This is a genomic window from Roseomonas rosulenta (assembly GCF_016106005.1).
Classification (GTDB): domain Bacteria; phylum Pseudomonadota; class Alphaproteobacteria; order Acetobacterales; family Acetobacteraceae; genus Neoroseomonas; species Neoroseomonas rosulenta.
Map to the genome: position 1 here is coordinate 1 of NZ_JACADR010000012.1, position 22,468 is coordinate 22,468.

Below are 22,468 nucleotides of genomic sequence, written 5' to 3' on the forward strand. Positions count from 1 at the left end.
CACCGGAAGCGATGTTGCCCTGGCCGTCTGGCCCCGCCTACGCTCCGCTCCGGCAGGGCCAGACGGCCAAGCCAGAACACGGGCCAAGTCTCTCATAGCTCGTGGATCCCTGATCGGGGGCAGCTCAATTTCGCCTTATATTTTTGGTGCCGTCTTCCGACTTTCGGTAGGGTGACGACTCTTCAAAGCGTCATTTGTGCAGACTGTCGATCTACCCCCTATTTTTCGGTCGCGTATTTCAGTATCGCCACCGCCATTTCAACGCCGATGGATTCAGATGGGCGACAAGGACCACATTCTCGCCCGTTTCAAGGTGGAGCGGCCCCAAATTCGACCGGACAGGCGGCTCGGGTTGCTGACTGCGCAGCGGTGAACTCACGGGGGCGTGCATGCGCAAGCCGCTCCGAGGATGGATGGTGTTGCAGTCCTCGACCCATTCGGCCAAGCGCTGCGCGACGGAGATGGCATCCGGCGCTGGGTTCACGCGGACATCGTCGCGCTAGAAGGTCTTCACGAACGCCTCGCGGACGCCGTTGCTCTCGGGACTGCGGACAGGCGTGAAGCAGGCGACGAGGTCCAAGGTGATGGCGAAGTCGATGGTCTGGCCGGCGGTATAGGCGCTGCCGTTGTCGGCGAGCCACCGGATAGGATGCCGGGCGCGCAGGGCATCGCAGCGCCGTCCCACGCCGCCGAGCATCATGTCGCGGATCATCTCGCCGCTGATGCCGCCACCGGAGTTGCCGGGTCCGGCACGCAGCGACGATCCCGAGCGGCCGCGGTCCCTCGCTTCGGCGCAACCTACCGGAGACGATCAGAAATCCGCACGAAGCGCTCCATAGCCAGCATGAGGACCAACGTCGCAAGAATGAGCACACCTGAGACGGCCGCGACGCGCACGTCGAGCGTCCCCTCCAGCATCTGCCACATGCGGATCGGCAGCATGTTGGTGCGCGCGTCCGACAGGAAAAGCGACACCGCGACATTGTCCTTCGAAGCCATGAAGAGCAGGAAGGCGCCCGCGCCGATGCCCGGCAGGATGATCGGCAGGGTGATCCGCCGGAAGGTCCGCAGCCGGCTCGCGCCGAGGCTGGCGGAACTCTCGATCAGCGCGGGATCGAGCTGCGACAGGGATGCGCTGATCGTCTTGTAGACCAGCGGCACGCAGACCACGACATGGCCGATGACAATGGCGGGCTTTGCGGCCTCGAAACCGATCATGCTGAAGAAGACCAGCGCGGCGACGGCAAAGGAGATCTGCGGCAGCATCAACGGTGTCACGAACAGCGTATCGGCCGAGCGCGCCGCGACGCCCCGCGCCCGCGCCAGCGCCAGTGCCGCCAGCAGGGCAAGCAAGGTGCCGATTGCTGTCGCCCATAGCCCTACCTGTACGGTGTTGATCGCCGCGCGATGGATCTGCGAGGACCGCACCGGGTCGAACAGCGCCTCGTACCAGCGCAGCGAGAAGCCGCTCGGCGGAAAGCGCATCGAGCTGTCGGCGGTGAAGGAGATGGCCAGCACGATCAGCACCGGCCCCACCATGATGACCAGCGCCAGCATGCCCAGTAGCCCGAGCAAGATCCGGTACGACCACAGGTCGAGATCGAGGCCGCGCCGTGCGCCGTCAGCCATGGATGTTCCCCCGCGCGCTGCGCCCCAGGTGATTGATGCCGAAAGCCACCAGCGAGATGGCGAGAACCAGGATGACCGAGATCGCCGCGGCGAAGGGCCAGTTATACAGCGTGGTCGCCTGCTGGTAGACAAACAGCGGCATGTAGATCAGCCGTCCGCCGCCAATCACCGACTGCGAGACGAAGGCCGCGGTGGAGCTCGCGAAGACCAGCAGCACGCCCGCCGCATAGCCTGGCAGCGACAGCGGCAGGATCACGCGGACCAGCGTGCGCCACGACCCCGCGCCCAGCGCCTGAGAGGCCGCGACGACGTTGGGGTCCAGCCGCGCCATGACGCTGACCAGCGGCAACAGCATCAGCGGCAATTCGATCTGCATCAGCGCGATGATCAGCCCGAGCTCGGTATGCAGAAGCTGCACCGGCGCGCCGACGATGCCGAGCGAGAGCAGCAGCGAATTCACCACCCCCTCGCGCGAGAGCAGCACGATCCAGGCGAAGGTCCGCACCACCACGCTGGTCAGCAGCGGCACCAGGATCAGCATCAGCAGCACGCGCCGCAGCCGTGGTCCCGCCGCCAGGAACAGCAGCGCGATCGGATAGGCGAGCAGCGTGGTGCAGGCCACGACCTTCACGCCCAGCAGCAGCGTCTGGCCGAGCACGCGCCAATTGAACGCATCGGACAGGAAGCCGGTGTACTGCGACAGGCCAGGCACGGTGATATCGGGATCGTCGAAGAAGCTCACCGCGACCAGCAGCAGCAGCGGCGCCACGAAGAAGGCGCCGAAGAACAGCAGCATAGGAAAGGCGAGCATGAAGCGCCCTTCCGGCATCGTCACGCGTGCGGCCATGGGCTCAGGCGCGCACCTCGCGGTTGAAGCGCTCGATCCAGGCGGAGCGCTGCGGGTTGATCACGCCCCAGTCGTGCTGGATGAAGCGGCTGAGCGCGTCATGCGAGCCCACCAGCGCGGCCACTTCCGGCGCCAGGGGCGTGCGCGTCTGGGTCGGGATGAACATCGGCGGCGGCTCCTGAAGCGCCGCCTGGATGGCCGGATCGAGCGAGACGTTGATGTACTGGTGTGCCTCGTTCGCCACCGTGCTGCGCGCATGGATGTGCATGGTGGTAGCGAAGGCCGGGCAGCCGGTGTCGGGCTGCACGAACTCGATGTTCACGCCCTGCGCCTTCAGCGCCGCGACGTTGTTGGTGTTGGTGTAGAAGATGTCGATCTGCCCCTGCTGGAACAGGGAGGGAAGTTGCGCGCTGTTCAGCGCCACGGCGCCGACATTGGGCAACAGCCGGCGCACCGCCTCGAAGGCCGGCTCCATGTTGGTCTCGGAGCCACCGAAGGCCTTTGCGATCTCGATCATCGCGACGGTGCCGAAGGTGCTCCCGAAGCCGGTGATGGCGACGCGGCGGTGGTATTTCGGCTCGAACAGGTCGCGCCAGCCGGTTGGCTTCTCGACGCGCGACGGGTTGTAGGCAATGCCCACCACCTGCATCGCGACACCCACGCCCCATTCATCGACATAGCCGGGCGACACGCCCTGCAGGTTCGGCAGCTTGGCTCGGTCGATCTGCTGCACCAGGCCGCGCTCGATCGCGGTGCGCCGCGGGCCGGGGTCGAGGCAGAAGCAGTCGAAGGGCGGCCGGCCGCGCGGCTGCGCGAGCGCGCGCGCCACCTGGTCGAAGGCGAGCAGCGGCGTGATGACCAGTTCAATTTGATGGCGCTGCTGCAGCACCGGCGCGACGACGTCGCGGTAGGCCGTTTCCCAGGTATTGGGGTAGTGCGCAGCGACCACGGTGCTGGAGGCCGCGGCCTTGCGGGGCGAGAGCACCGCCGCCGCGGCAAGTCCGCCGGTGGCGAGCGCGGCGCGGCGGCCGATCCGATCTGTCATGCCTGGTTCTCCTGCTCGGGGTCTTCAACAAGTCCGTCGGGGAAGATCGCGGCGCCGCTCTCGAGGCGGAGCTCGACATGCACCGGATCGCCCGGACGATGCGCGGGTCCGTCATGCGTGCGCGGCTCGCTCACCTTGGCGCGCAGGCCGTCGGCCAGGATCACCTCGTGCACCACGGTCGCGCCCAGCGGCATGGAGACGTCCAGCCGTGCCGCGACGCGCCCGCGGCCGGGCCCGTCCACCAGCCGCATGCGTTCCGGCCGCACCGAGAGCAGCACGCGCCCGCCGATACCGAGCGGCGCCGGCGCGACGGCATCGACCTCGCCGCCGGCCGCGAGCCTCACGCGCGTTGTGGCGCCGCTGATCGCCGCGATGCGCGCGGGCAGCAGGTTGGTCGACCCGATGAACGTGCCCGCGAACAGTGTCGCGGGCCGATCATAGACGTCCGACGGCGCGCCGACCTGCTCGATTCGACCCTGGTTCAGAACTACGATGCGCTCGGCCATGCTCATCGCTTCCTCCTGGTCGTGGGTGACCAGGATGGTGGTGAGGTTGAGCTCGCGCTGCAGGCGCTTGATCTCGATCTGCATGTCGAAGCGCAGGTTCTTGTCGAGCGCGCCGAAGGGTTCGTCGAGCAGAAGGATGCGCGGGCGCGCCGCCAGCACGCGCGCCAGCGCCACGCGCTGCTGCTGGCCGCCGGAAAGTTCCCGCGGCAGGCGCTTCGCGTAGTCCGCCATCTGCACCAGGCGGAGGTTCTCCTCCACCAGGGCGCGCACCTGCGCGCGCGGCACGCCTTGTGCCTGCGGGCCATAGGCCACGTTCTCGGCAACGCTCAGGTGCGGGAACAGCGCATAGTTCTGGAAGACGATGCCGACGCCGCGGCGGTTCGGCCGCACATCGTCGACGACCTCCCCGCCGATCGCGATGCTGCCCGCCTGCGGGCGGATGAAGCCCGCGATGGCGCGCAGCAGCGTGGACTTGCCGCAGCCGGAGGGGCCAAGGAAGGCCACCAGCGATCCGCCCGCAACCTCGAGCGAGACATCCCGCACCGCCACGAAGCCGCCGTAGCGATGCGTGATGCCCGTGAGCGTAACGGCATGCCCTGTCCCGGACAGCGCCGCGCCCTCGAGCGCGGGGCGCGGCGCATGCAGCACGTTCACGGCCCGACCTTGGCGATCTGTTCCATGCCGGGCTGGTAGGGGAAGGTGGCGTGCCAGTGCTGCGCGATCTCGGTGCGCCGCGCCACCCACACGCCCTCGAACTTCCCGATGTAGTCGAGGAACTTCATCAGCCCCGTGGCACGCGCCGGATGGCCGATCGAGCGCAGGTGCAGGCCGCAGGACATCATCTTGGGCTGCGTCCTGCCCTCGGCGTAGAGCATGTCGAACTGGTCGCGCAGGAAGGCGAAGTAGTCGTCCGCCGTGCTGAACACGCCGCGGCCGAACTTGCTGTCGTTGGTCACCAGCGAATAGGGCACCACCAGGTGCGGCTTGCCGTCCTGCAGCACCCAGTAGGGCAGCTCGTCGTTATAGCAGTCGCTGTCGTAGAGAAAGCCGCCTTCCTCGACCAGCAGCGGCCGCGTGTTCACGCTCGGCCCATAGCGGCAGTACCAGCCGAGCGGGCGGGAGCCGAGCGTCTTCTGCAGGCTCTCGATCGCGAGGCGGATATGCGCGCGCTCCTCGTCGCGCGTCAGCTTGAAGTGCTCGACCCAGCGCCAGCCGTGGCAGCAGAAATCGTGCCCAGCCTCGACGATCGCAGCCGCCGCGGGCGGGTGGCGTTCGAGCGCCAGCGCGCAGGCGAAGATCGTCATGGGCAGGTTGCGCTCGGCAAAGAGGCGCATGACGCGCCAGAACCCCACGCGCACGCCGTATTCGAACATGCCCTCCGCCGCAAGGTCGCGGTTGCCCGGCGGGAAGGGTGACTGCACGGTCTCGGTCAGGGTCGCTTCGGAACGGCCGTCGCCGTCCATCATCGAGTATTCCGAGCCTTCTTCGTAGTTCATCACGAAATTGACCGCGATGCGCGCGCCGTTCGGCCATTGCGGGTGCGGCGGATTGCGCCCGTAGCCGATCAGGTCGCGCGCATAGGGGCCGGTCAGTGCGGATGACATGGTGTTTCCTTCCTGGGGTCGAAGCGCATGCGGCGTCAGGCGCGCGGCCGCATGTAGGCGTAGCGGGCGAAGGGATCCTGCGAGAAGGTCACGTTCGTCACGCGGCGGCTGGTCACGACGGTGCGCCCGAGCATCACGATCGGGATCGAGGTCGCGGCCGATTCCGCCATCTTGTCCTGCAGCACCTGGTAGGCGGCGCGGCGTGCGGCGACGTCGTCGGAATTGCGGTAGCGCTCGTGCAGCGCATCGGCTTCCGGATCGCTGTAGCGCGCCCAGTTCGCGACGCCCGCGGTCGCGGACTTGGAGGCGATGACCAGGTTCGTCAGCGTCGAAGGATCGTTCAGCCAGATGACGCTCTCGTTCATCAGCATCCCGCTCATCTCCTCGTTCTGCCCGTTGATGCGCGCGCGCACCGCATCGAGCAGCTGCAGCGCCGGCGTCGGTCGCAGGTTCACGGTCACGCCGATCTGCTTCAGCGCATCGGCGATCAGGATGGCAATGTCGTTGTTGTAGGGCAGCGCGGAGCTGTACCAGAAGTCGAAGGACAAGCTCGTCTTGCCTGCTTCCGCCAGCAGCGCGCGGGCTCGGTTCAGGTCGAAGCTGTAGCGGGCCAGCGAGTTGTTGCAGGTGATGTCGTCGGCGTTGAAGTAGCAGACCTGTCGCTGGCCGCGCCCTGCGAGTGCCGTGCGGATGATGCGGTCGGTCGGGATGGCGTAGAGCATCGCCTGGCGCACGCGCACATCGGTGAAGGGCTCCTTGTCCATCGCCATGTGCAGCCGCAGGAGGGTCGGGGTATTGCCGTTGATCACCGGGAAGCCAGCCGCGGCGAGCGCATCGTATTGCCGCCCGGTCAGGCCCTCCGCCGCGTAGTCCACCACGCCACCACGGATCAGCGAGACCAGGTCCGCGGAGCCACGCACGCGCAGGATGACGTGATCGAAGGCCGGCTGGTTGCCCGACCAGTGGTTCGGCACCGCGCGCAGTTCGAGCTGCTGGCCCGCGGTGCGGCTGGCCAGATAGTAGGGTCCCGTGGTCGCCACATTGCGCATCAGCCACTGGTTGGCGAAGGGGTCCTCGGGCGTCGCGTGCTTCTTCACCTCTTCAGAATCAACGATGGCGAACTGGAAGAACTTCATCGAGGTCAGGGCGACCGGGATCGCGGTTGGCGTGCCGCGGTTGTCGGTGAAGGTGATGCGCACCGTGAGCGGATCCACCGCCTCGATCTGCTCGGCCTTGAAGATGCCGGCGATGCCCGCCTGATTGCGCCCATTGCCGACGATGTTCACCAGGCGCTCGAAGCTGTAGCGCACATCCTCCGAGGTCATTGGATTGCCCGTGCCATGGAACTTGATCCCGGGCCGCAGCTTGAAGGTGATGACCGGCCCCTCGACGCTCCAGGATTCGGCGAGCTGCGGCACCACCTCGGTGGGATGGGCGCGCAACGTGCCGTCGGGCGCCTCGTCAAAGCGCATCTGCACCAGGCGTTCGTAGATGTTGACCCCGATCTCCTGGTCCTGCTGGCTGCGGGAATCCGCAGGATCGAGGCTCGAGATATCCGTCGGGATCGCATGCACGAAGGGGCGCGGTCCACCCTGGCCCAGCGCGTCGCGCTGCGTTGCTGCCAGCGCGCCGGTGGCCAGGGCGAGTCGAGCGAGGGCGCGGCGTTGCAGGGTCATGGTCGGCTCCTGAGGTGTGGATCGGGCGTCACGCGAGCGCCACCGGGCAGGCCAGGGTGCGCCCCGCGCCGACATTCAGCAGCGGCGGGCGGCGGGACGCGCAGCTCTCCTGTTGCAGCGGGCAGCGGCCCACCAGGCGGCAGGCATCGGGCGGATCGATCGGACTCGGTATCTCGCCGGCAAGGCGCAGCCGCTGCCGCTTCGCGCCGAAGCGCGCGACCGGCGCGGCGGAGAGCAGTGCGCGCGTATAGGGATGCAGCGGGCGCTCGAAGATCTCGCGCGTCGGCCCGGACTCGACGATGCCGCCGAGGTACATCACCGCGACACGGTCCGCCATGTGGCGCACCACCTGCAGGTCGTGACTGATGAACAGGTAGGCGAGGCCCAGTTCCACCTGCAGTCGCCGCAGCAGCTCCAGGATCTGCCCGCGCACCGAGACATCGAGCGACGCCGTGGGTTCGTCCAGGATCAACAGATTGGGCTCTGCCGCCAGCGCGCGCGCGATGCCGACGCGCTGTCGCTGCCCGCCGCTAAGCTCGTGCGGGTAGCGATCCAGGTGCGCCGCTGTCAGTCCGACCATGTCCATCAGCGTCTGCGCGCGCCGCTCACGCTTCTCGGCAGGCATGCTGAGGTGCAGCCGCAGCGGCTCGTGAACCACCTGCCGCACCGTCATGCGCGGATTGAGCGAGGCGTTGGGGTCCTGGAAGACCATCTGCACCTCGCGGTACAGCGCGGCCAGCGCCATCGCGCCGAGCGGGCGCACGGGGCGACCGTTGATCCAGACCTCGCCGCCCGAGGGTTCCACCAGCCGCAGCGCGCAGCGCGCGAGCGTGGACTTGCCCGATCCGCTCTCGCCGACCAGAGCGAGCGTCTCGCCCGCCGCTACCTCCAGGTCCACGCCGTCCAGCGCCAGCAGGCGGCGCCCGCGACCGACCGGATAGGCCTTGGTCAGCTTCTCGGCTCGCAGCACTATGTAGGGCGCGGCGGAAGTCATGCGGGCACGGGCTCCGCCGAATCCTCGAGCAGCGACGCCGCGAGCAGGCGCTGCGTGTAGGCATGGCGTGGCCGGGTGAAGATCGCCTCGGTGCTGGCGGCCTCGACCACCCGGCCGGACTGCATCACCACGACATTCGCGCAGGTCTCCGCCACCACGCCGAGGTCATGCGTGATCAGGCAGGCGGTCAGGCCGCGCTCGGCCACCAGCTCGGCGATCAGCTCCATGATCGCGGCCTGGATCGTCACGTCCAGGCCCGTGGTTGGCTCGTCCAGGATCACCAGGCGCGGCGCGCAGACCAGCGCGGCCATGGCGATCATCGCGCGCTGCGCCATGCCGCCGGAGAATTCATGCGGGTACTGCCGCGCACGGCGCTCGGGCTCGGGGATGGCGACGCTGCGCAGCGCCTCGATCGCGCGGCACATCGCGGCCGCCGCGCTGCCGCCATGGTGGAGGCGATGCACATCGGCGAGCTGCCGCCCAACCGTGAAGACCGGGTTCAGCGCCGCGCGCGCGTCCTGGAACACCATGCTGATGCGTCGGCCGCGGATGGCGCGTATCTCCTCCGCCGGCAGCGCCAGCAGGTCGCGCCCTTCGAACAGGATCCGACCGCTGCTGCGTTGGAAGTTCGGCGGCTGGATGCCCAGGATGGACAGGGCCGTCAGGGATTTCCCGCTGCCGGTCTCGCCCACGATGGCGGTGATCACGCCAGGTTGCAGCGCGAAGCCGACATCGAACAGCACCGGCGTCATCTCCCCGCCCGGAGACCGGAAGGCGCCGCTGAGCCCTTCGACCTCGAGCAGGGGCACGGTCATCGCCGACGCCTCGGGTCGGTCAGGTCCGACAGCGCATCGCCCAGCAGGTAGAAAGCGCCTGTCATGCCGAGGATCGCGAGGCCCGGGAAGAAGGAGACCCACCATTCCCCGGTCATCACGCCGTCCTGCCCGCGGGCGATCATGTTGCCCCATTCCGGCGTATTGGGACTGAGCCCGAGCCCCAGGAAGCCGAGGCTCGCCGTGACCAGCGAGACGAAGGCGGCATTGATCGAGGTGAAGGCCAGTAGCGGCCCGGTGCTGTTCGGCAGCAGATGGCGGAAGGCGACCTGCCAGGACCGGTTGCCGACCATGCGCGCGGCCTCGGCATAGGGCCAGTTGCGGCGCGACTGAACCTCGGCGCGCGCGAGCCGCACGTAGTCCGGGATGCCGACGAAGGAAAGCACCAGGATGATGTTGATCACGCCGGGTCCGACCGCCTTCGCCACCAGCATCGCGAACAGCACGCCCGGGAAGGCCTGGAACACCTCGACCCCGCGCGAGATCGCAATGTCGAGCGGCCCGCCATAATAGCCCGCAATCACGCCGAGCAGGCTGCCCACCGCCAAGGCAATGCTCACCGCCACCAGCGCGATGCCGAGGTTGTACTGCGTGCCCGCCATCAGCCGCGACAGCACGTCGCTGCCCAGCCGGTCGGTGCCGAGCGGGAATTCCGCGCTCGGCGCCAGGTAGCTGTCGCCCACGCCGGGCGAGAGCGGATCATGCGGCGTCCAGACCAGCGCGAGCAGCGCCACCGCGGCATAGACCGCGAGGATGCCCAGCCCGATCCGCATCGACCAGCTGAAGGGCGCGCGCTTCATGTGCGCATCCGCGGGTCGATCAGGATGTAGAGCATGTCGACCAGCAGGAAGGTGCCGACATAGAGCAGCGCCGCGTAGATCACGAAGCCCTGCAGCGCGGCGAAGTCCGAGCTCTCGATCGCCTGCAGCGCGTATTGCCCAAGGCCCGGCCAGCCGAAGATCGATTCCAGCAGCACCGCCCCGCCAAACACGTAGCCCGCCAGCACGCCGACCAGCGTGACCACCGGCAGCAGCGCATTGCGCAGCGCGTAGCGGAACCAGATGGCGCGCCGCCCAAAGCCCATCGCGACGGCGGTGCGGATGTAGTCGCTCTGCAAAGCCTCGACCATGGAGGAGCGCGTCACGCGCGCGATCGGCGCCAGCATCGCGAAGGCCAGCGTGCCCGCCGGAAGCACCAGTTGCAGCAGCGCCAGGCGCCACTTCTCCCAGTCGCGCAGCAGCGCCAGGTCGACCAGCAGGAAGCCTGTGATGGGCTCGGGCAGCGGCACGCCGATCGGCAGACGCCCGACCGGCCCCGGCAGCCAGCCAAGGATGACGAAGAACACCCAGATCAGCACCAGGCCGATCCAGAACTGCGGCAGCGCCATGCCGGCCAGCGTGATGCCGCGCACCAGGAAATCCGGGACCCGCTCGCGGCTCACCGCGGCGATCACGCCGAGCGGCACGCCGATCAGGATACCCAGGCCGAGTCCGATCAGCCCGAGCTCGAGCGTCGCCGGCAGCCGCTCCGTCAGGTCCTGCCCGACCGGCTGGTTGGTGGTGAAGGAGATGCCGAAGTCGAAGCGCGCGATCTCGCCGAGGTAGCGCAGGTACTGCACCAGCAGCGGGTCACCGAGGCCGAGCTTCTCGCGGATCTGCGCGCGCAGCTCGTCGGTCGCCTCGGGCGGGGCGTAGAGCTCGGTCGGGTCGCCGCCGAACAGCCGCGCGGTGAAGAAGGTGATGGTAACGACGCCGAGCGCCACCGGCAGGGCCCACAGCGCGCGATGGAGCAGCAGCCGGAGCATAGCGGTCAGCCCTTCCCGTGAGGCTGCGGCGCCACGGCGTCAGAACTCCATCATGTTGTCGCGGAAATGCGCGTGCGTGTAGGCGCTGCGCACCGCACCACGCTTCTGCAGCACGGGTGCCAGGCCGTCCGTCACCTCGGTGACGTAGCGGCGCGTCAGCGGGCCGGCGATGATGTAGCCGTCGCCACCGACCTCCTCCATGATCTCCATCATCTTCGACGCGACGGTGTCGGGCGATCCCCACAGCCGGTCGAGGCCGTGGCTGTAGTTGCGCACGATCTCGCGCAGCGTGCTCCCCTGCGCGAGGAACTGCCGCAGCGTACCCTGCTGCCCGTTGGTGGTGAGTTCCGCGAGTGGCGTATCCAAGTCGAAAGACGAAAAGTCGATGTCGGTGAGCGACGACATGCCTGCGAGTACAAGCTCGGGATGCGCCTCCTTGAAGGCCTGCTTGCGCAGGAAGCGATCTTCGGCCTCGGCATCCGTCTCCCCGATGGTCGGGATGACCATGAAGACGACCTTGCAGCTGTCCGGGTCACGGCCCTCGGCGGCAACGCGTCGGCGCATGTCGGCGCGGAACGACTTCATGTCCGCGACGGAGTTGGTCGCGGCCAGCACCACGTCGATGTTCTTGGCGGCGAAGGCGCGGCCCTGCGGGGATCCGCCCGCCTGCATCAGTACCGGCTGGCCCTGCGGCGAGCGCGCCGTGTTGAGCGGGCCGCGCGAGGTGTAGAAGCGGCCCTTGTAGTCGATGGTGTGAACCTTGTCGGGATCGACGAAGACGCCGCGCGCCTCGTCCATCACCAGCGCGTCAGGTTCCCAGGAGTCCCACAGCTTCTTCACGACATCGACGAATTCGGTCGCCATCTCGTAGCGCAGGTCGTGCTCGATGTGCTCTTCGAAGCCGAAATTCTGCGCCGCGCGCGACGCGGTCGAGGTGACAAAGTTGCAGCCGATCCGCCCCTCCGACATCAGGTCCAGGGTCGCGACATGCCGTGCGAGCAAATAGGGCGGGTAGAAGCTGGTCGAGATGGTCGGCACGATGCCGAGGTGCTTGGTCACATACGCCAGCACGCCCACCAGCGGCAGCGGGTCGTTCTTCGGCGCGCGCAAGGCGCGCTCGAGGTAGAACTTCGACGAGCCGCCGTAATTGTCCGGCACAAAGAGGCTGTCTTCCAGCATCAGGAAGTCGAAGCAGGCACGCTCGATCGCGCGGGCCAGGTCGATCTGCAGGCCCGGCTTCGCCCAGTCGCGTGCTGCGCTGCCACTGAAGGGCGTGTTCCAGCCATGGACGCCGAAGCCATTGCCGACGAACCAGCCGAGATGAAAGGGCTTCACCACCGTTTCGCGCCTGTCGCCACTGCCGAGGGCATCGCAGTCGAGTCCATCAGGACCTCCGCAGGAGTATGCCAGAGGCTAGGCATCCGCCCGCAGGGGAGTCACCCCGCAAAATGCCCGCTCCGACAGCAAAAAGCGGGCAAAGAGACTCGATCAGCGAAAATTCAATGCAGAAGCGCGCATTGTGACGAAAAAATCGGCACGAGACGACTCGACCTCCGGCGCCGACCCGCTAGGCTCCACCCGCCCCCCCTGTGAGGACCGCGCACATGACCGAGCCCTATCCCCGCGACCTCATCGGCTACGGCGAGCACCCGCCCAACCCGCAATGGCCCGGCGGCGCGCGCGTCGCGGTCAACTTCGTGATGAACTACGAGGAAGGCTCGGAATACTCCTTCCCCGACGGCGATGGCCGCTCGGAGACAAGCACCGCCGAGGTCCCGCAATCGCCCGTGCCCGCCGGCCAACGCGACCTGGCGGGCGAGGCGATGTTCGAGTTCGGATCGCGCGTGGGCTTCTGGCGCATCATGCGCGTCTTCGCGAAGCGCAACCTGCCCATGACCATCTTCGCCTGCGCGCTCGCCCTCGAACGCCACCCGCCAGCGGTCGCCGCCATCCGCGCGGCGGGCCACGACATCTGCTGCCACGGCTGGCGCTGGATCGAGCACTACAAGCTGTCGAAGGAGCAGGAGCGCGAGCACATCCGCCTCGCCATCGACAGCCTGCAGAAGACCATGGGCTCGCGCCCGCTCGGCTGGTATTGCCGCTACGGGCCAAGCCTGCACACCCGCACGCTGGTCGTGGAGGAGGGCGGCTTCCTGTACGACAGCGACTGCTACAACGACGAACTGCCCTACTGGGTGCTGCAGGACGGCGAGCCGCACCTGGTGGTGCCCTATTCGCTGGTGACCAACGACAGCAAGTTCGGCCGCGGCATCTTCTCGACCGCGGACGACTACTTCTCCTTCCTCAAGGACCAGTTCGACATGCTGTACGAGGAAGGCGAGACGCAGCCGAAGATGATGTCCTGCGGGCTGCACATGCGCACCATGGGACACCCGGCTCGTGCCATCGGGCTCGCCCGCTTCCTCGACTACATCCAGAGCCACGAGAAGGTCTGGATCACACGCCGCATCGAGATCGCCGAGCACTGGCGGCGCACCTTCCCCTATCAGCCCGGCATGGAACAGATCGCGAAGGTGGGCCCATGACTCGCAGCCTGGTTCTCGAACCCCTCACGGCCGAGGCCTTCGCGCCCTTCGGCGACGTGATCGGCCCCCAGGCGGAGGGCGCGCGCGTCTCCCTCACCGATACGCTGCAGGCGATCGACGGCGCCTCGCAGCCGCGCCTGTCGTTCAGCACCGCGAAGCCGTGGTCGCTGCCGCTGACGGCGACCGAGATGGAGCGCCACAACCGATCCTCCCAGTGCTTCGTGCCGATGGACGTGGAGCGCTGGGTCGTACTGGTCGCCCCCGATGCCGGCGGCAAGCCGGATGCGGCCGCGCTGCGCGCCTTCGTGGTGCGCGGCAACCAGGCGGTGAACTACCACCTCGGCACCTGGCATCACCCACTGCGCACGCTCGACCGGCCGGGGCGCTTCGCCGTGCTGATGTGGACCACCGGCAACAAGCCGGACGACGAGGAATGGTCGACGCTGCCGGAGGCGGTGGAAGTGATCGGTTGATATCCGGGTTCGTGTCCCTGGCCGTGGTGTAGGAGGCGGCCATCGCGGTGAACCTGGGCAGGGTTGAGTTGCAAGCTGCAACCCCTGCCCTGGAACCCCACGTTGACCGAGCACGAGACCGCCCTTCGCGACCGTTTGGCGAAAGGGAGGGATGCCTCCTTCCTGCGCGAGATGATTGGCTTCGCGGCCTGACCGAACCGCCCAGGACCACGCCCAATCCCGCCGATACCGCGTCCTCGATCCGCGCCGGGCCCGCCATCACGCAGCCGGGCAATACATCGGCTTTCGGCGGCGAATGCCTGCACTGCGGCAGTGCCTGGCCCGATCGACTACGCGGAGCTCATGACCGGGACTTGTGCGGCCATGGTCTTCATCGAGCCGCCCTGCAATGCCCTTATCCCGGGCCATGCAAGCAGCCTCCGCATTATCCAGCGCCGTTCGCGGCATATCGACCAACGTTTCCCTGATGCAGGGTGGCGGGGTCGCGCCCGCGCCGGTTACCGAGATGGATGGGCTTCCGACCCGCACGCTTGTGCGCGACATCGTCTCGCTCGGTGCGGCGGCGGCAGCCTTTGCTGGATCGACGAGGGCGAAACGCTGCACCGCGGCCCGCGCAGCGCCCGCTCGGATCCCGGATTGCCCGTCCGCCGTCCCGGCGCGCTCAGGATGAATCGATCACCTGGGGGCTCAGCCGCGTCACGCCGATCAGCGTGATCGACGCGCCGTCGCTGAGCGTGAGCAGCAGGTCGTCCACCCCGCCGGCATCAGTATCGAAGGCCGGGCGGGGGGCAAGAGTGATGCCGCCCGCGAGGCGGATGCGTTCGCCGCCGGTGACGTGGCTGATGGTTCCGTGCCCGGAAGCCGCCCCGGAGAGTGGATGCGCCACTCCGTCGCGGCCACGGACCGACGCCGTCAGCCCCGCGCCAGCATCAGCGCGCCGGAGGGGTCCACGGTTGCAGTCCAGCCAGGGCCAACCAGCGTGGTGGCATCGAGCTGAGTCACGATGGCGGGCCCGGCAAACGTCGCGCCGATACCGAGACGGCCGCGGTCAATCACCGTCGCCTCGACAGCACCGCTGCGCAGCAGGATACGCTGGCGCCCGATGGCGGCCTGCGCGGCGTCCCCACCGAACGGCTCGCGGCGTGCCGGGGCCGGCAACAGCCCAGCCGCTTCGACACGCAGCGTGACCACCTCGACCGCGACCTCGGGCAGGTCGAAGCCATAGAGAGCACGGTGCGCAGCCGCGAAGGCGGCACCCAGCCTCGCGGGCTCATCGCCTGGCTGCCAGGCGATGGGCAGTTCGTGCCCCTGTTCCTCGTAGCGCATGAGCGCCACGCGCCGCATGCGTTGGTCCGTCGCCGTCACGCCCTCCTGCGCGAACCAGGTCGCTGCTTCCTTCTCGAGGCTCGCGAAGACATCCTCCAGTCGCAGGAGATCCGCGCGGTCCAGCGGCTCGGCGACGCTGCGCGCGAACTCGGCCTTGAGGTCCGCCGCCAGAAGGCCCTGCGCGCAGAGCACGCCAGGCGCGGGCGGCACCAGCACGCGCGTGATGCCGAGCAGTTCGGCGATGGCGCAGCCGTGCAGCGGACCCGCTCCGCCGAAGGGCACCAGGACAAACTCCCGCGGATCGTGTCCGCGCTCGACCGAGACCACGCGGATCGCGCCGACCATGGTGTTGTCCGCGATAGCGAGGATGCCGCGCGCCGCTTCTGCAATCTCGAGGCCCAACGGCTCGGCCACGCGTTGCACAGCCGCCTCGGCCAGCGCCCGGTCGAGCGCCATGCGCCCGCCCAGCAGCGCCGGCGGCAGGTGGCCCAGCACCACATGCGCATCGGTCACCGTCGGCTCCAGCCCGCCGCGGCCGTAGCTCGCAGGTCCTGGATCGGCGCCCGCACTCTGTGGGCCGACCGTCAGCACGCCGTCGGAGCCAACCCGCGCGAGGGAACCGCCGCCGGCACCGATCGTTACCATGTCCACCATCGGCAGCGACAATGGCCAGGGACCGACACGGCCCGTCTGCGTGAGCCCGATCTCGCCCTTGGCGATCAGGCAGATGTCGGCGCTGGTGCCGCCGATATCGACGGTGATGATGTCCGCCACCCCCGCCGACGCGGCGACCGCGCGCGCGCCGACCACGCCGGCTGCGGGGCCGGAGAGCGCCGTCTGGGCGGGCGCGCGGCGGATCGCCCGGGCACCCGCGACGCCGCCATTCGACTTCATCAGCAGCAGTGGCGCGGCGATCCCGGCCTCCGTCAGCCGTGCCTCGAGCCGCGCGATGTAGGTGGATATCGCCGGCATGACGGCGGCGTTGAGGACGGTCGCCATGCTGCGTTCGTATTCGCGCACGACCGGAAACACATCGACCGAGGCGGTCAGCGCCAGGCCCGGTGCTTCCTCGGCCAGGATCGCAAGCGCGCGGCGTTCATGCGACGGGTTGGCAAAGGCATGCAGCAGGCAGACAGCGATCGCCGAGACGCCGGCCGCGCGTGCGGCCCGTGCAGCGTCCCGCACGGCAGCCTCGTCCAGCGGCGCGAGCTCGCTGCCATCCGAGGCGATGCGGCCCGCGGCTTCGAAGACCAGGGCCGGCGGCACGGGCCGGCGCGGCTTCACCCAGGCCCAGAGGTTGTCGCGCCGCGGCAGGTCGGCGCGGCCGATCTCCAGCACGTGCCGGAAGCCGGCCGTGGTCAGCAGCGCGGTGGGCGCGGTCTTGCCTTCCAGGATCAGGTTTGTCGCGACGGTGGTGCCGTGAAGGACGCGGCCAATCGCCTGCGGCTGTCGCCCCGCCGCCGCCAGCGCCAGATGCACGCCGGTGATGAACGCCTCCGACGGATCGCGCGGCGTGGAGGGCGTCTTGGCCGTCCAGGCCTCGCCCGTCGCGGTGTCCTGCAGCGTCACGTCGGTGAAGGTGCCGCCGATGTCGACGGCGACGATCAGGGGCGCTGCGTCAGGCGACGGCATCGCGGTACTCCCGGCGATGGAACAGTCCCGCGGGCGGGCGTTGCGCGCGGCGGGCCTCGGTGGCGGTGGTGTCCGGTGTGCCGTCGCGGATGACCACGCCGTAGTCGCGCGCGGCACTGTCGTTGCTGACGAAGCCGCCACGAACATCGGCCAGCACATCCGCGACCGGGCGGTCGAAGGGATGGCCCCAGCCGCCGCCGCCGCCCGTCTCGATGCGCAGCACATCGCCCTTGCCGAGCATCGTGCCGTCGGACAGCGGCGCGAGGATCCTCTCCCTTGGCGTGCCGGGATTCAGCACGGCTCGCCCGGACCCGCCGTTCATCCCGCCGGCGACGCCCCAGGGGGGATTCTTCACGCTGTCGATGCGGATGGCGACCATCGCTTCGTCGGCCAGCACCTCGAATTCCCGCACCACGCCGCAGCCGCCGCGGAACCGTCCGGGCCCGCCGGAATCGAGGTTCAGGCCATAGGCGCGCAGTCGCACCGGATAGGTGAGTTCCATGAACTCGACCGGGTAGTTCTCCTGCGCGACAAAGTAGACGGCGTCGGTGCCATCGGCAAAGGGGCGCGCGCCGTAGCCCACGCCGATGCCGTCGCTCAGCAGGAAGCGCTTGCCGTCAGCGGTGCCGCGCAGCGCGATCACGACATAGGCCGAATGTGCAGCCGGTGCTTCGCCGCCGCGCGCGACCGCCACCAGGCCATGCATCGCCGCCAGCAGGCGCATCATGGTCAGCCCACGCAGGCCGAGCGGCGCGGGCGCGCGCGGCGCCAGCAGCGATCCCTCGCGCAGGCGCACCTCGTCGATCGCGCGCGGGCCGCCGGCGTTCAGCACCTGGCCCGGATGGTCCTGCAGCACGTATAGGCCGAGAGCCATGCCCGGCACGTCCGGATGCATCAGCAGGTTCACCGGGCCGGCCGCCTGGTCGTCGGTCTCGGTGGCGTCGAAGATGAAGCGATCATCTGGCGTGCGCGTCAGCGCCAGCCGCAGCGTGAGCGGGGCGCTGCCCTGCCCGTCGCTGTCGATCGTGTCGGCGAAACGGGTGGTGCCGACGGGAAAGATGGACTTCAGCTGCGCGCGCACCGTCGCCTCGGTACGCGAGAGCAGTTGTGCGAAGGCATCGGACAGCACGTCCGGCCCGAAGCGGTCGGCCATGTCCACCAGGCGCCGTTCGCCCAGGCGGACCGCCGCCATCAGCGCGCGCGTGTCGCCCTGCGACTGGGTCGGGAAGCGGCTGTTGCGCCAGAAGGTACGCAGCAGGTCGGTATTCGTCTCGCCGTCGCGCATCAGGCGCACCGGCGGGATGATGATGCCCTCCTGGAAATGGTCAGTGGCATCGGGGCTGATCGAGCCCGGCCGCAACCCGCCGATGTCGGAGAAATGCGCCCAGCCCATCACGAAGCCGATGCGGCGACCCTCGTGGAAAGCCGGCGCAAGGAAGACCTGGTCGTTGGAATGGGAGACGGCGCCGCGGCTGCCGTAGCAGTCATTGTACCAGTACAGGTCACCCTCGTGCATCGTCGCGATGGGGAAGTGCTCCGCAACCGGGCCCACGATGTCGCCGAAGATCGGCAGGTCGCTGCCCACCGCCATGGCGCCATCAGCGTCGAACAGCGCGGTGTAGAAATCCTTCTTCTCGCGGATGAAGGCCGACATGGCGGTGCGTTCGAGCAGCGCCTCCATCTCCGCCTGCGCGGCGCGCGCGGCGCCGCGGATGATCTCGAGGGTGACGGGATCGCAGCGCGTCATCGGGAAGCCTTCATGCGGCGTCGCGGCCGGGGATCTCGGGGGCGAGCTCGCGCCAGCGCAGGCAGTCGACGGCATGTGCCGGACCGGCATCCTCCAGCACGGGCTCTCGGCGGGCGCATGCTTCGGTCGCGGCGGCACAGCGCGGATGGAAGCGGCAGCCGGGAGGGATGGCGCGCAGGCTCGGCGGGTCGCCCGGCAGGGAGGGCCCGCTCTCGCGCCCGTCGAGATGCGGCGCGGCAGCGATCAGCGCGCGCGTGTAGGGGTGGCGCGGTTCGGCGAACAACGTCGCCGCGCTGCCGTGCTCAACCACGCGGCCGAGATACATCACCGCGACGCGATCGCAGACGCGCCGGACAACCGAAAGGTCGTGCGAGATGAACACATAGGTCAGCCCGAAGCGCGCGCGCAGGTCGCGCAACAGCCGCAGCACCGCCGCCTGCACCGACAGGTCGAGCCCCGCGGTGGGTTCGTCCAGGATCACCACCTTCGGCCGCAACAGCAGGATGCGTGCGAGGCCGATGCGCCGCTGCTGGCCGCCGGAGAGCTCGTGCGGGTAGCGCTCCGCCATGGCCGCATCGAGGCCAACGGCGGCGAGCGTCTCGGCAATGCGCGCGCGCTGTTCCGCACGGTCGGTGATGCCATGGATGGCGAGGCCCTCGGCCAGCGTCGCGCCGACACGCCACCAGGGATCGAGCGCCGCGCCAGGGTCCTGGTGGACATACTGCACCGCTTCGCGCACGCGCCGCGCCGCACGAGGGTCGAGGCCCGAGACGGTGCGGCCTTCCAGCCGGATCTCGCCGGCGCTCTCGCGCTGCAGACCGAGCAGTGCTCGTGCGAGCGTGGTCTTGCCGCAGCCACTCTCGCCGACGATACCGAAGGTCTCGCCCTCATCGATCGAGAGGTCGACGCCATCCACCGCGCGCACGCCGGCACGCCGCCGCAGCAGGCCGCGACGCGCGCCGAGTTCCACGACCAGGCCAGATGCGCCCAGGATCTCAGGCAAGGGCAGCCTCGTGCCATGGGCAGGCCACCGCGCGGCCCTCGCCAAGACTCACCATGGGTGGCGCTTCCACGGCACAGCCTGAGTGAACGATGGGGCATCGCGGATGAAAGCGGCAGCCCGTCGGCTGCGCGGTCGCGGCGGGAACGGTGCCGGGAATGCCGGCAAGATCCGTCGCGCGATCGGGATGGCAGGCCAGCAGCATCCGCGTGTAGGGATGGCGCGGCGCATCGAGCACCGCGCGCGTCGGGCCGGCTTCCGCCACGCGCCCGGCGTAGAGCACCGCAACCTCCGTGCAGACCGAGGCCAGCACCCCGAGATCATGCGTGACGAACAGTAGCGACAGGCCGCGCTCCGTCACCAATCCGCGCAGAAGCGCCAGGATCTCCCGCTGCGTGGTGACGTCGAGCGCGGTGGTGGGTTCATCCGCGACCACCAGCGCAGGATCGCACGCGAGTGCGGCGGCAATCAGCAGCCGCTGGCGCTGGCCGCCGGAGAACTGGTGCGGGTACTTGCGCAACGCCGCCACCGGATCGGGCAATTGAACGGCGCGGAACAATTCGACCAGCCGGTCGCGATGGTCGCGGCGCGACCCTCGGGCGTGACGGCGCATGATCTCCAGGATCTGGTCGCCGGCGCGGAACACCGGGTTGAGCGAGAGGTAGGGATCCTGCGGCACGAAGCCGATCCGCCCGCGGGCGGATTCCGCACGGTCCGACAGGATGTCGCGGCCTTCGAACAGGATCGCCCCGCGCGGAGTCTCGGCGCCGCGCGGCAGGATTCCGAGGATGGCGCGCAGCAGCGTGGACTTGCCGCAGCCGCTCTCGCCCACCACGCCGAGCGTGCCACCGCGGGGGACGCTGAGCGACACGTCGTCCAGGATCTCGGCCACGCCACCCTCGCCGCGCAGGCGCACGGCCAGGCCTTCGACCTGCAGGACGGGCGGGCTCATCGGCGCGACCGTCGCAGCCGCGGATCGGCGGCATCGCGCAGCCCGTCGCCCAGCAGGTTGAAGCCCAGTACCAGCACCAGGATCGCAAGGCCCGGAAAGGTCGGGAACCACCAGGCTTCCGGCAAGTGCTGCCGCGCCTCGGAGACTGCCAGGCCCCAGTCCGGCGAGGGCGGCGCAGCACCGACCCCGAGGAAGCCCAGGATCGCCGCTGTCAGGATGGTGAAGCCCATGCCGATCGTGGCGCGCACCAGCACAGCCGGCGCGGCATTGGGCAGTACATGCAGGAACAGGATCCGCGCCGGGCTCGCGCCGATGCCGGCCAGCGCATCGACGAACAATGCGCTGCGCAGCCGGCGCGTCTCGGCGAAGACCGTGCGCGCGAAGAATGGCCAATAGGTCAGTGCCAATGCGACCATGGCCGCGCCGATGCCCGGCGCGATGAGTTGCCCGAGCGCCAGGGCCAGGATCAGCTGCGGCACGGCGAGGAAGACATCCGTCACCCGCATCAGCGTCTCGGACAGCCATCCCTCCCGCCAGCCTGCCGCCAGGCCGATCGGCACGCCGATCGCCATGGCCGCCAGTACGACGGCGACCGCCACCAGCAGCGCATTGCGCGTGCCGAGTATGACGCGCGAGAGGATGTCCCGCCCGAGATTGTCCGTGCCGAACGGGAACTCGGCCGAGGGCGGCCGCAGCCGCTGCATGATGTGGCTTTCGAAGGCGTCGTCGGGATAGGGCGCGATCCAGGGTGCGAAGATCGCGACCACCAGGGCGAACAGTACGATCAGCCCTCCGAGGGCCGCCACACGGTCGCGCAACAGCAGGCGCAGCGCCGTCACCGTCCGTCCTCCGCCACGCGCGGGTCGATCACCACCTGCGCGACGTCGACCAGGACGTTCACCACGGCGTAGACGACGCCGACCACCAGCGTGACCGCGAGCAGCGCCTTGTAGTCGGCCGACAGGATGGCCTGCACGGCATAGGTCCCGAGTCCTGGCCAGTCGAAGATTGCCTCCACCGCCACCGCGCCAGAGATCAGCGCGCCGAACAGCAACCCGACCTGGGTGACCACCAGCGTGACGGCGTTGCGCAGCACATAGATCGCCGCCAGCCGAATGCGACCGTAGCCCGCGGCGCGCGCATAGAGCACGAAGTCCTTCTGCAGCGTCTCCAGCACGCCCGAGCGCGTGAAGCGCGCGATGGTGGCGAGCCCCGGCAGGCTCAGCGTGATCGCTGGCAGCAGCAGATGCCGGCAACCGTCGAGGAACATGTCGGGGCGCCCGGCGATCAGGCTGTCGATCAGCACGAAGCCGGTCACGCGCGGGGGCATGCCGAGGGCGACATCGATGCGCCCGCGCAGCGGCAGGATGTCGAGCTCCATGGAGAAGAGCAGCTGCAGCATGATCGCCAGCCAGAAGGAGGCGATGGCAAGCCCGCCAACCGAGAGCACCCGCACCAGATTGTCGACTACCCCGTTGTGATGGAGTGCTGCGACCAGCCCCAGCGGAATGCCGAGCAGTGTGGCGATGAACAGCGCTGCGAAGGTCAGTTCCAGCGTGGCGGGCAGGCGCTGCAGGATCTCCTCGGCCACCGGCCGGCCGGAGAAGACGCTGCGGCCGAAATCCCCGGTCATCACCTGGCGGACATGGATCACCGCCTGCTCGAGAATGGGCCGGTCGAGGCCATACTGCGCGCGGATCTCCGCGATCAGCGCCGGCGTCGCCGCATCGCCGGCGAGCGTCGCCGCCGGGTCGGCCGGGACGACGCGCGACAGGACGAAGGTCAGCACCACCAGCCCCAGCAACGCCGGCAGCGCCAGCAGCAGGCGCCTGAGGATGTAGCGGGCCACTATGC

21 protein-coding genes are annotated in these 22,468 nt (G+C 69.1%); 2 read left to right on the top strand and 19 right to left on the bottom strand.

All coding sequences use genetic code 11. From position 1 onward, the window contains the following. Positions 1-499: 499 nt before the first annotated feature. The 12 genes from HW578_RS03490 to HW578_RS03545 all read right to left on the bottom strand — a co-directional run bounded on the left by HW578_RS03490 (position 500) and on the right by HW578_RS03545 (position 12,276). Complete coding sequence (locus tag HW578_RS03490; protein WP_198369143.1) at positions 500-712, bottom strand: DDE-type integrase/transposase/recombinase; 213 nt, start codon at positions 710-712, stop codon at positions 500-502. An 86-nt stretch (positions 713-798) separates the two neighbouring features. Continuing rightward, the gene (locus HW578_RS03495) at positions 799-1,629 is read right to left on the bottom strand and encodes an ABC transporter permease (protein WP_198369144.1); all 831 of its coding nucleotides are present in this window, start codon (positions 1,627-1,629) and stop codon (positions 799-801) included. Further along, complete coding sequence (locus HW578_RS03500; protein WP_198369145.1) at positions 1,622-2,440, bottom strand: ABC transporter permease; 819 nt, start codon at positions 2,438-2,440, stop codon at positions 1,622-1,624. The genes HW578_RS03495 and HW578_RS03500 overlap by 8 nt, the downstream gene beginning before the upstream one ends. Positions 2,441-2,480: 40 nt before the next feature. Then, positions 2,481-3,521, bottom strand: coding sequence for an extracellular solute-binding protein (locus HW578_RS03505; RefSeq protein WP_198369146.1), 1,041 nt, complete (start codon positions 3,519-3,521; stop codon positions 2,481-2,483). Then, positions 3,518-4,681: an ABC transporter ATP-binding protein gene (locus HW578_RS03510; protein ID WP_198369147.1), complete on the bottom strand. Its 1,164-nt coding sequence runs from the start codon at positions 4,679-4,681 to the stop codon at positions 3,518-3,520. The genes HW578_RS03505 and HW578_RS03510 overlap by 4 nt, the downstream gene beginning before the upstream one ends. Continuing rightward, positions 4,678-5,631, bottom strand: coding sequence for an allantoinase PuuE (locus HW578_RS03515; protein WP_198369148.1), 954 nt, complete (start codon positions 5,629-5,631; stop codon positions 4,678-4,680). The genes HW578_RS03510 and HW578_RS03515 overlap by 4 nt, the downstream gene beginning before the upstream one ends. A 35-nt stretch (positions 5,632-5,666) precedes the next feature. Beyond that, positions 5,667-7,307, bottom strand: coding sequence for an ABC transporter substrate-binding protein (locus HW578_RS03520; protein WP_198369149.1), 1,641 nt, complete (start codon positions 7,305-7,307; stop codon positions 5,667-5,669). Between the two features lie 28 nt (positions 7,308-7,335). Next, the gene (locus HW578_RS03525; RefSeq protein ID WP_198369150.1) at positions 7,336-8,301 is read right to left on the bottom strand and encodes an ABC transporter ATP-binding protein; all 966 of its coding nucleotides are present in this window, start codon (positions 8,299-8,301) and stop codon (positions 7,336-7,338) included. Continuing rightward, a complete protein-coding gene (locus tag HW578_RS03530) occupies positions 8,298-9,116 on the bottom strand; it encodes an ABC transporter ATP-binding protein (protein WP_198369151.1) in 819 nt (272 codons plus the stop codon). Before HW578_RS03530 ends, HW578_RS03525 begins: the two co-directional genes overlap by 4 nt. Then, positions 9,113-9,934, bottom strand: a complete 822-nt coding sequence (locus HW578_RS03535; RefSeq protein ID WP_198369152.1) for an ABC transporter permease — start codon at positions 9,932-9,934, stop codon at positions 9,113-9,115. Before HW578_RS03535 ends, HW578_RS03530 begins: the two co-directional genes overlap by 4 nt. Beyond that, positions 9,931-10,938 carry an ABC transporter permease gene (locus HW578_RS03540; RefSeq protein ID WP_198369153.1) on the bottom strand — a complete coding sequence of 336 codons (1,008 nt, stop codon included), beginning with the start codon at positions 10,936-10,938 and terminating at the stop codon, positions 9,931-9,933. The genes HW578_RS03535 and HW578_RS03540 overlap by 4 nt, the downstream gene beginning before the upstream one ends. A gap of 39 nt (positions 10,939-10,977) precedes the next feature. Further along, the gene (locus tag HW578_RS03545) at positions 10,978-12,276 is read right to left on the bottom strand and encodes an NtaA/DmoA family FMN-dependent monooxygenase (RefSeq protein WP_369407809.1); all 1,299 of its coding nucleotides are present in this window, start codon (positions 12,274-12,276) and stop codon (positions 10,978-10,980) included. Between the two features lie 266 nt (positions 12,277-12,542). On the opposite strand from HW578_RS03545, the gene HW578_RS03550 reads away from it, so the two are divergent. Both HW578_RS03550 and HW578_RS03555 read left to right on the top strand, forming a co-directional pair. Beyond that, on the top strand, positions 12,543-13,484 hold the full coding sequence (locus HW578_RS03550) for an allantoinase PuuE (RefSeq protein WP_198369155.1): 942 nt from the start codon (positions 12,543-12,545) through the stop codon (positions 13,482-13,484). Then, the gene (locus HW578_RS03555) at positions 13,481-13,957 is read left to right on the top strand and encodes an ureidoglycolate lyase (protein WP_198369156.1); all 477 of its coding nucleotides are present in this window, start codon (positions 13,481-13,483) and stop codon (positions 13,955-13,957) included. The genes HW578_RS03550 and HW578_RS03555 overlap by 4 nt, the downstream gene beginning before the upstream one ends. Positions 13,958-14,618: 661 nt before the next feature. Here the strand turns inward: HW578_RS03555 and HW578_RS03560 are convergent. Genes HW578_RS03560 through HW578_RS03590 form a run of 7 tightly spaced genes read right to left on the bottom strand, consistent with a single transcriptional unit; the run spans position 14,619 to position 22,463 of the window. After that, a complete protein-coding gene (locus tag HW578_RS03560; protein ID WP_198369157.1) occupies positions 14,619-14,843 on the bottom strand; it encodes a hypothetical protein in 225 nt (74 codons plus the stop codon). 26 nt (positions 14,844-14,869) lie between these two features. Next, positions 14,870-16,915 carry a hydantoinase/oxoprolinase family protein gene (locus HW578_RS03565; RefSeq protein ID WP_198369158.1) on the bottom strand — a complete coding sequence of 682 codons (2,046 nt, stop codon included), beginning with the start codon at positions 16,913-16,915 and terminating at the stop codon, positions 14,870-14,872. Then, positions 16,902-18,662: a hydantoinase B/oxoprolinase family protein gene (locus HW578_RS03570; protein WP_198369159.1), complete on the bottom strand. Its 1,761-nt coding sequence runs from the start codon at positions 18,660-18,662 to the stop codon at positions 16,902-16,904. Before HW578_RS03570 ends, HW578_RS03565 begins: the two co-directional genes overlap by 14 nt. Positions 18,663-18,672: 10 nt before the next feature. Further along, positions 18,673-19,665, bottom strand: a complete 993-nt coding sequence (locus HW578_RS03575; protein ID WP_232478593.1) for an oligopeptide/dipeptide ABC transporter ATP-binding protein — start codon at positions 19,663-19,665, stop codon at positions 18,673-18,675. Next, positions 19,658-20,614, bottom strand: a complete 957-nt coding sequence (locus tag HW578_RS03580) for an ABC transporter ATP-binding protein (protein WP_198369160.1) — start codon at positions 20,612-20,614, stop codon at positions 19,658-19,660. Before HW578_RS03580 ends, HW578_RS03575 begins: the two co-directional genes overlap by 8 nt. Then, positions 20,611-21,453, bottom strand: coding sequence for an ABC transporter permease (locus tag HW578_RS03585; protein ID WP_198369161.1), 843 nt, complete (start codon positions 21,451-21,453; stop codon positions 20,611-20,613). The genes HW578_RS03580 and HW578_RS03585 overlap by 4 nt, the downstream gene beginning before the upstream one ends. Continuing rightward, positions 21,450-22,463 carry an ABC transporter permease gene (locus HW578_RS03590; protein ID WP_369407810.1) on the bottom strand — a complete coding sequence of 338 codons (1,014 nt, stop codon included), beginning with the start codon at positions 22,461-22,463 and terminating at the stop codon, positions 21,450-21,452. The genes HW578_RS03585 and HW578_RS03590 overlap by 4 nt, the downstream gene beginning before the upstream one ends. Between the last annotated feature and the right edge of the window lie 5 nt (positions 22,464-22,468).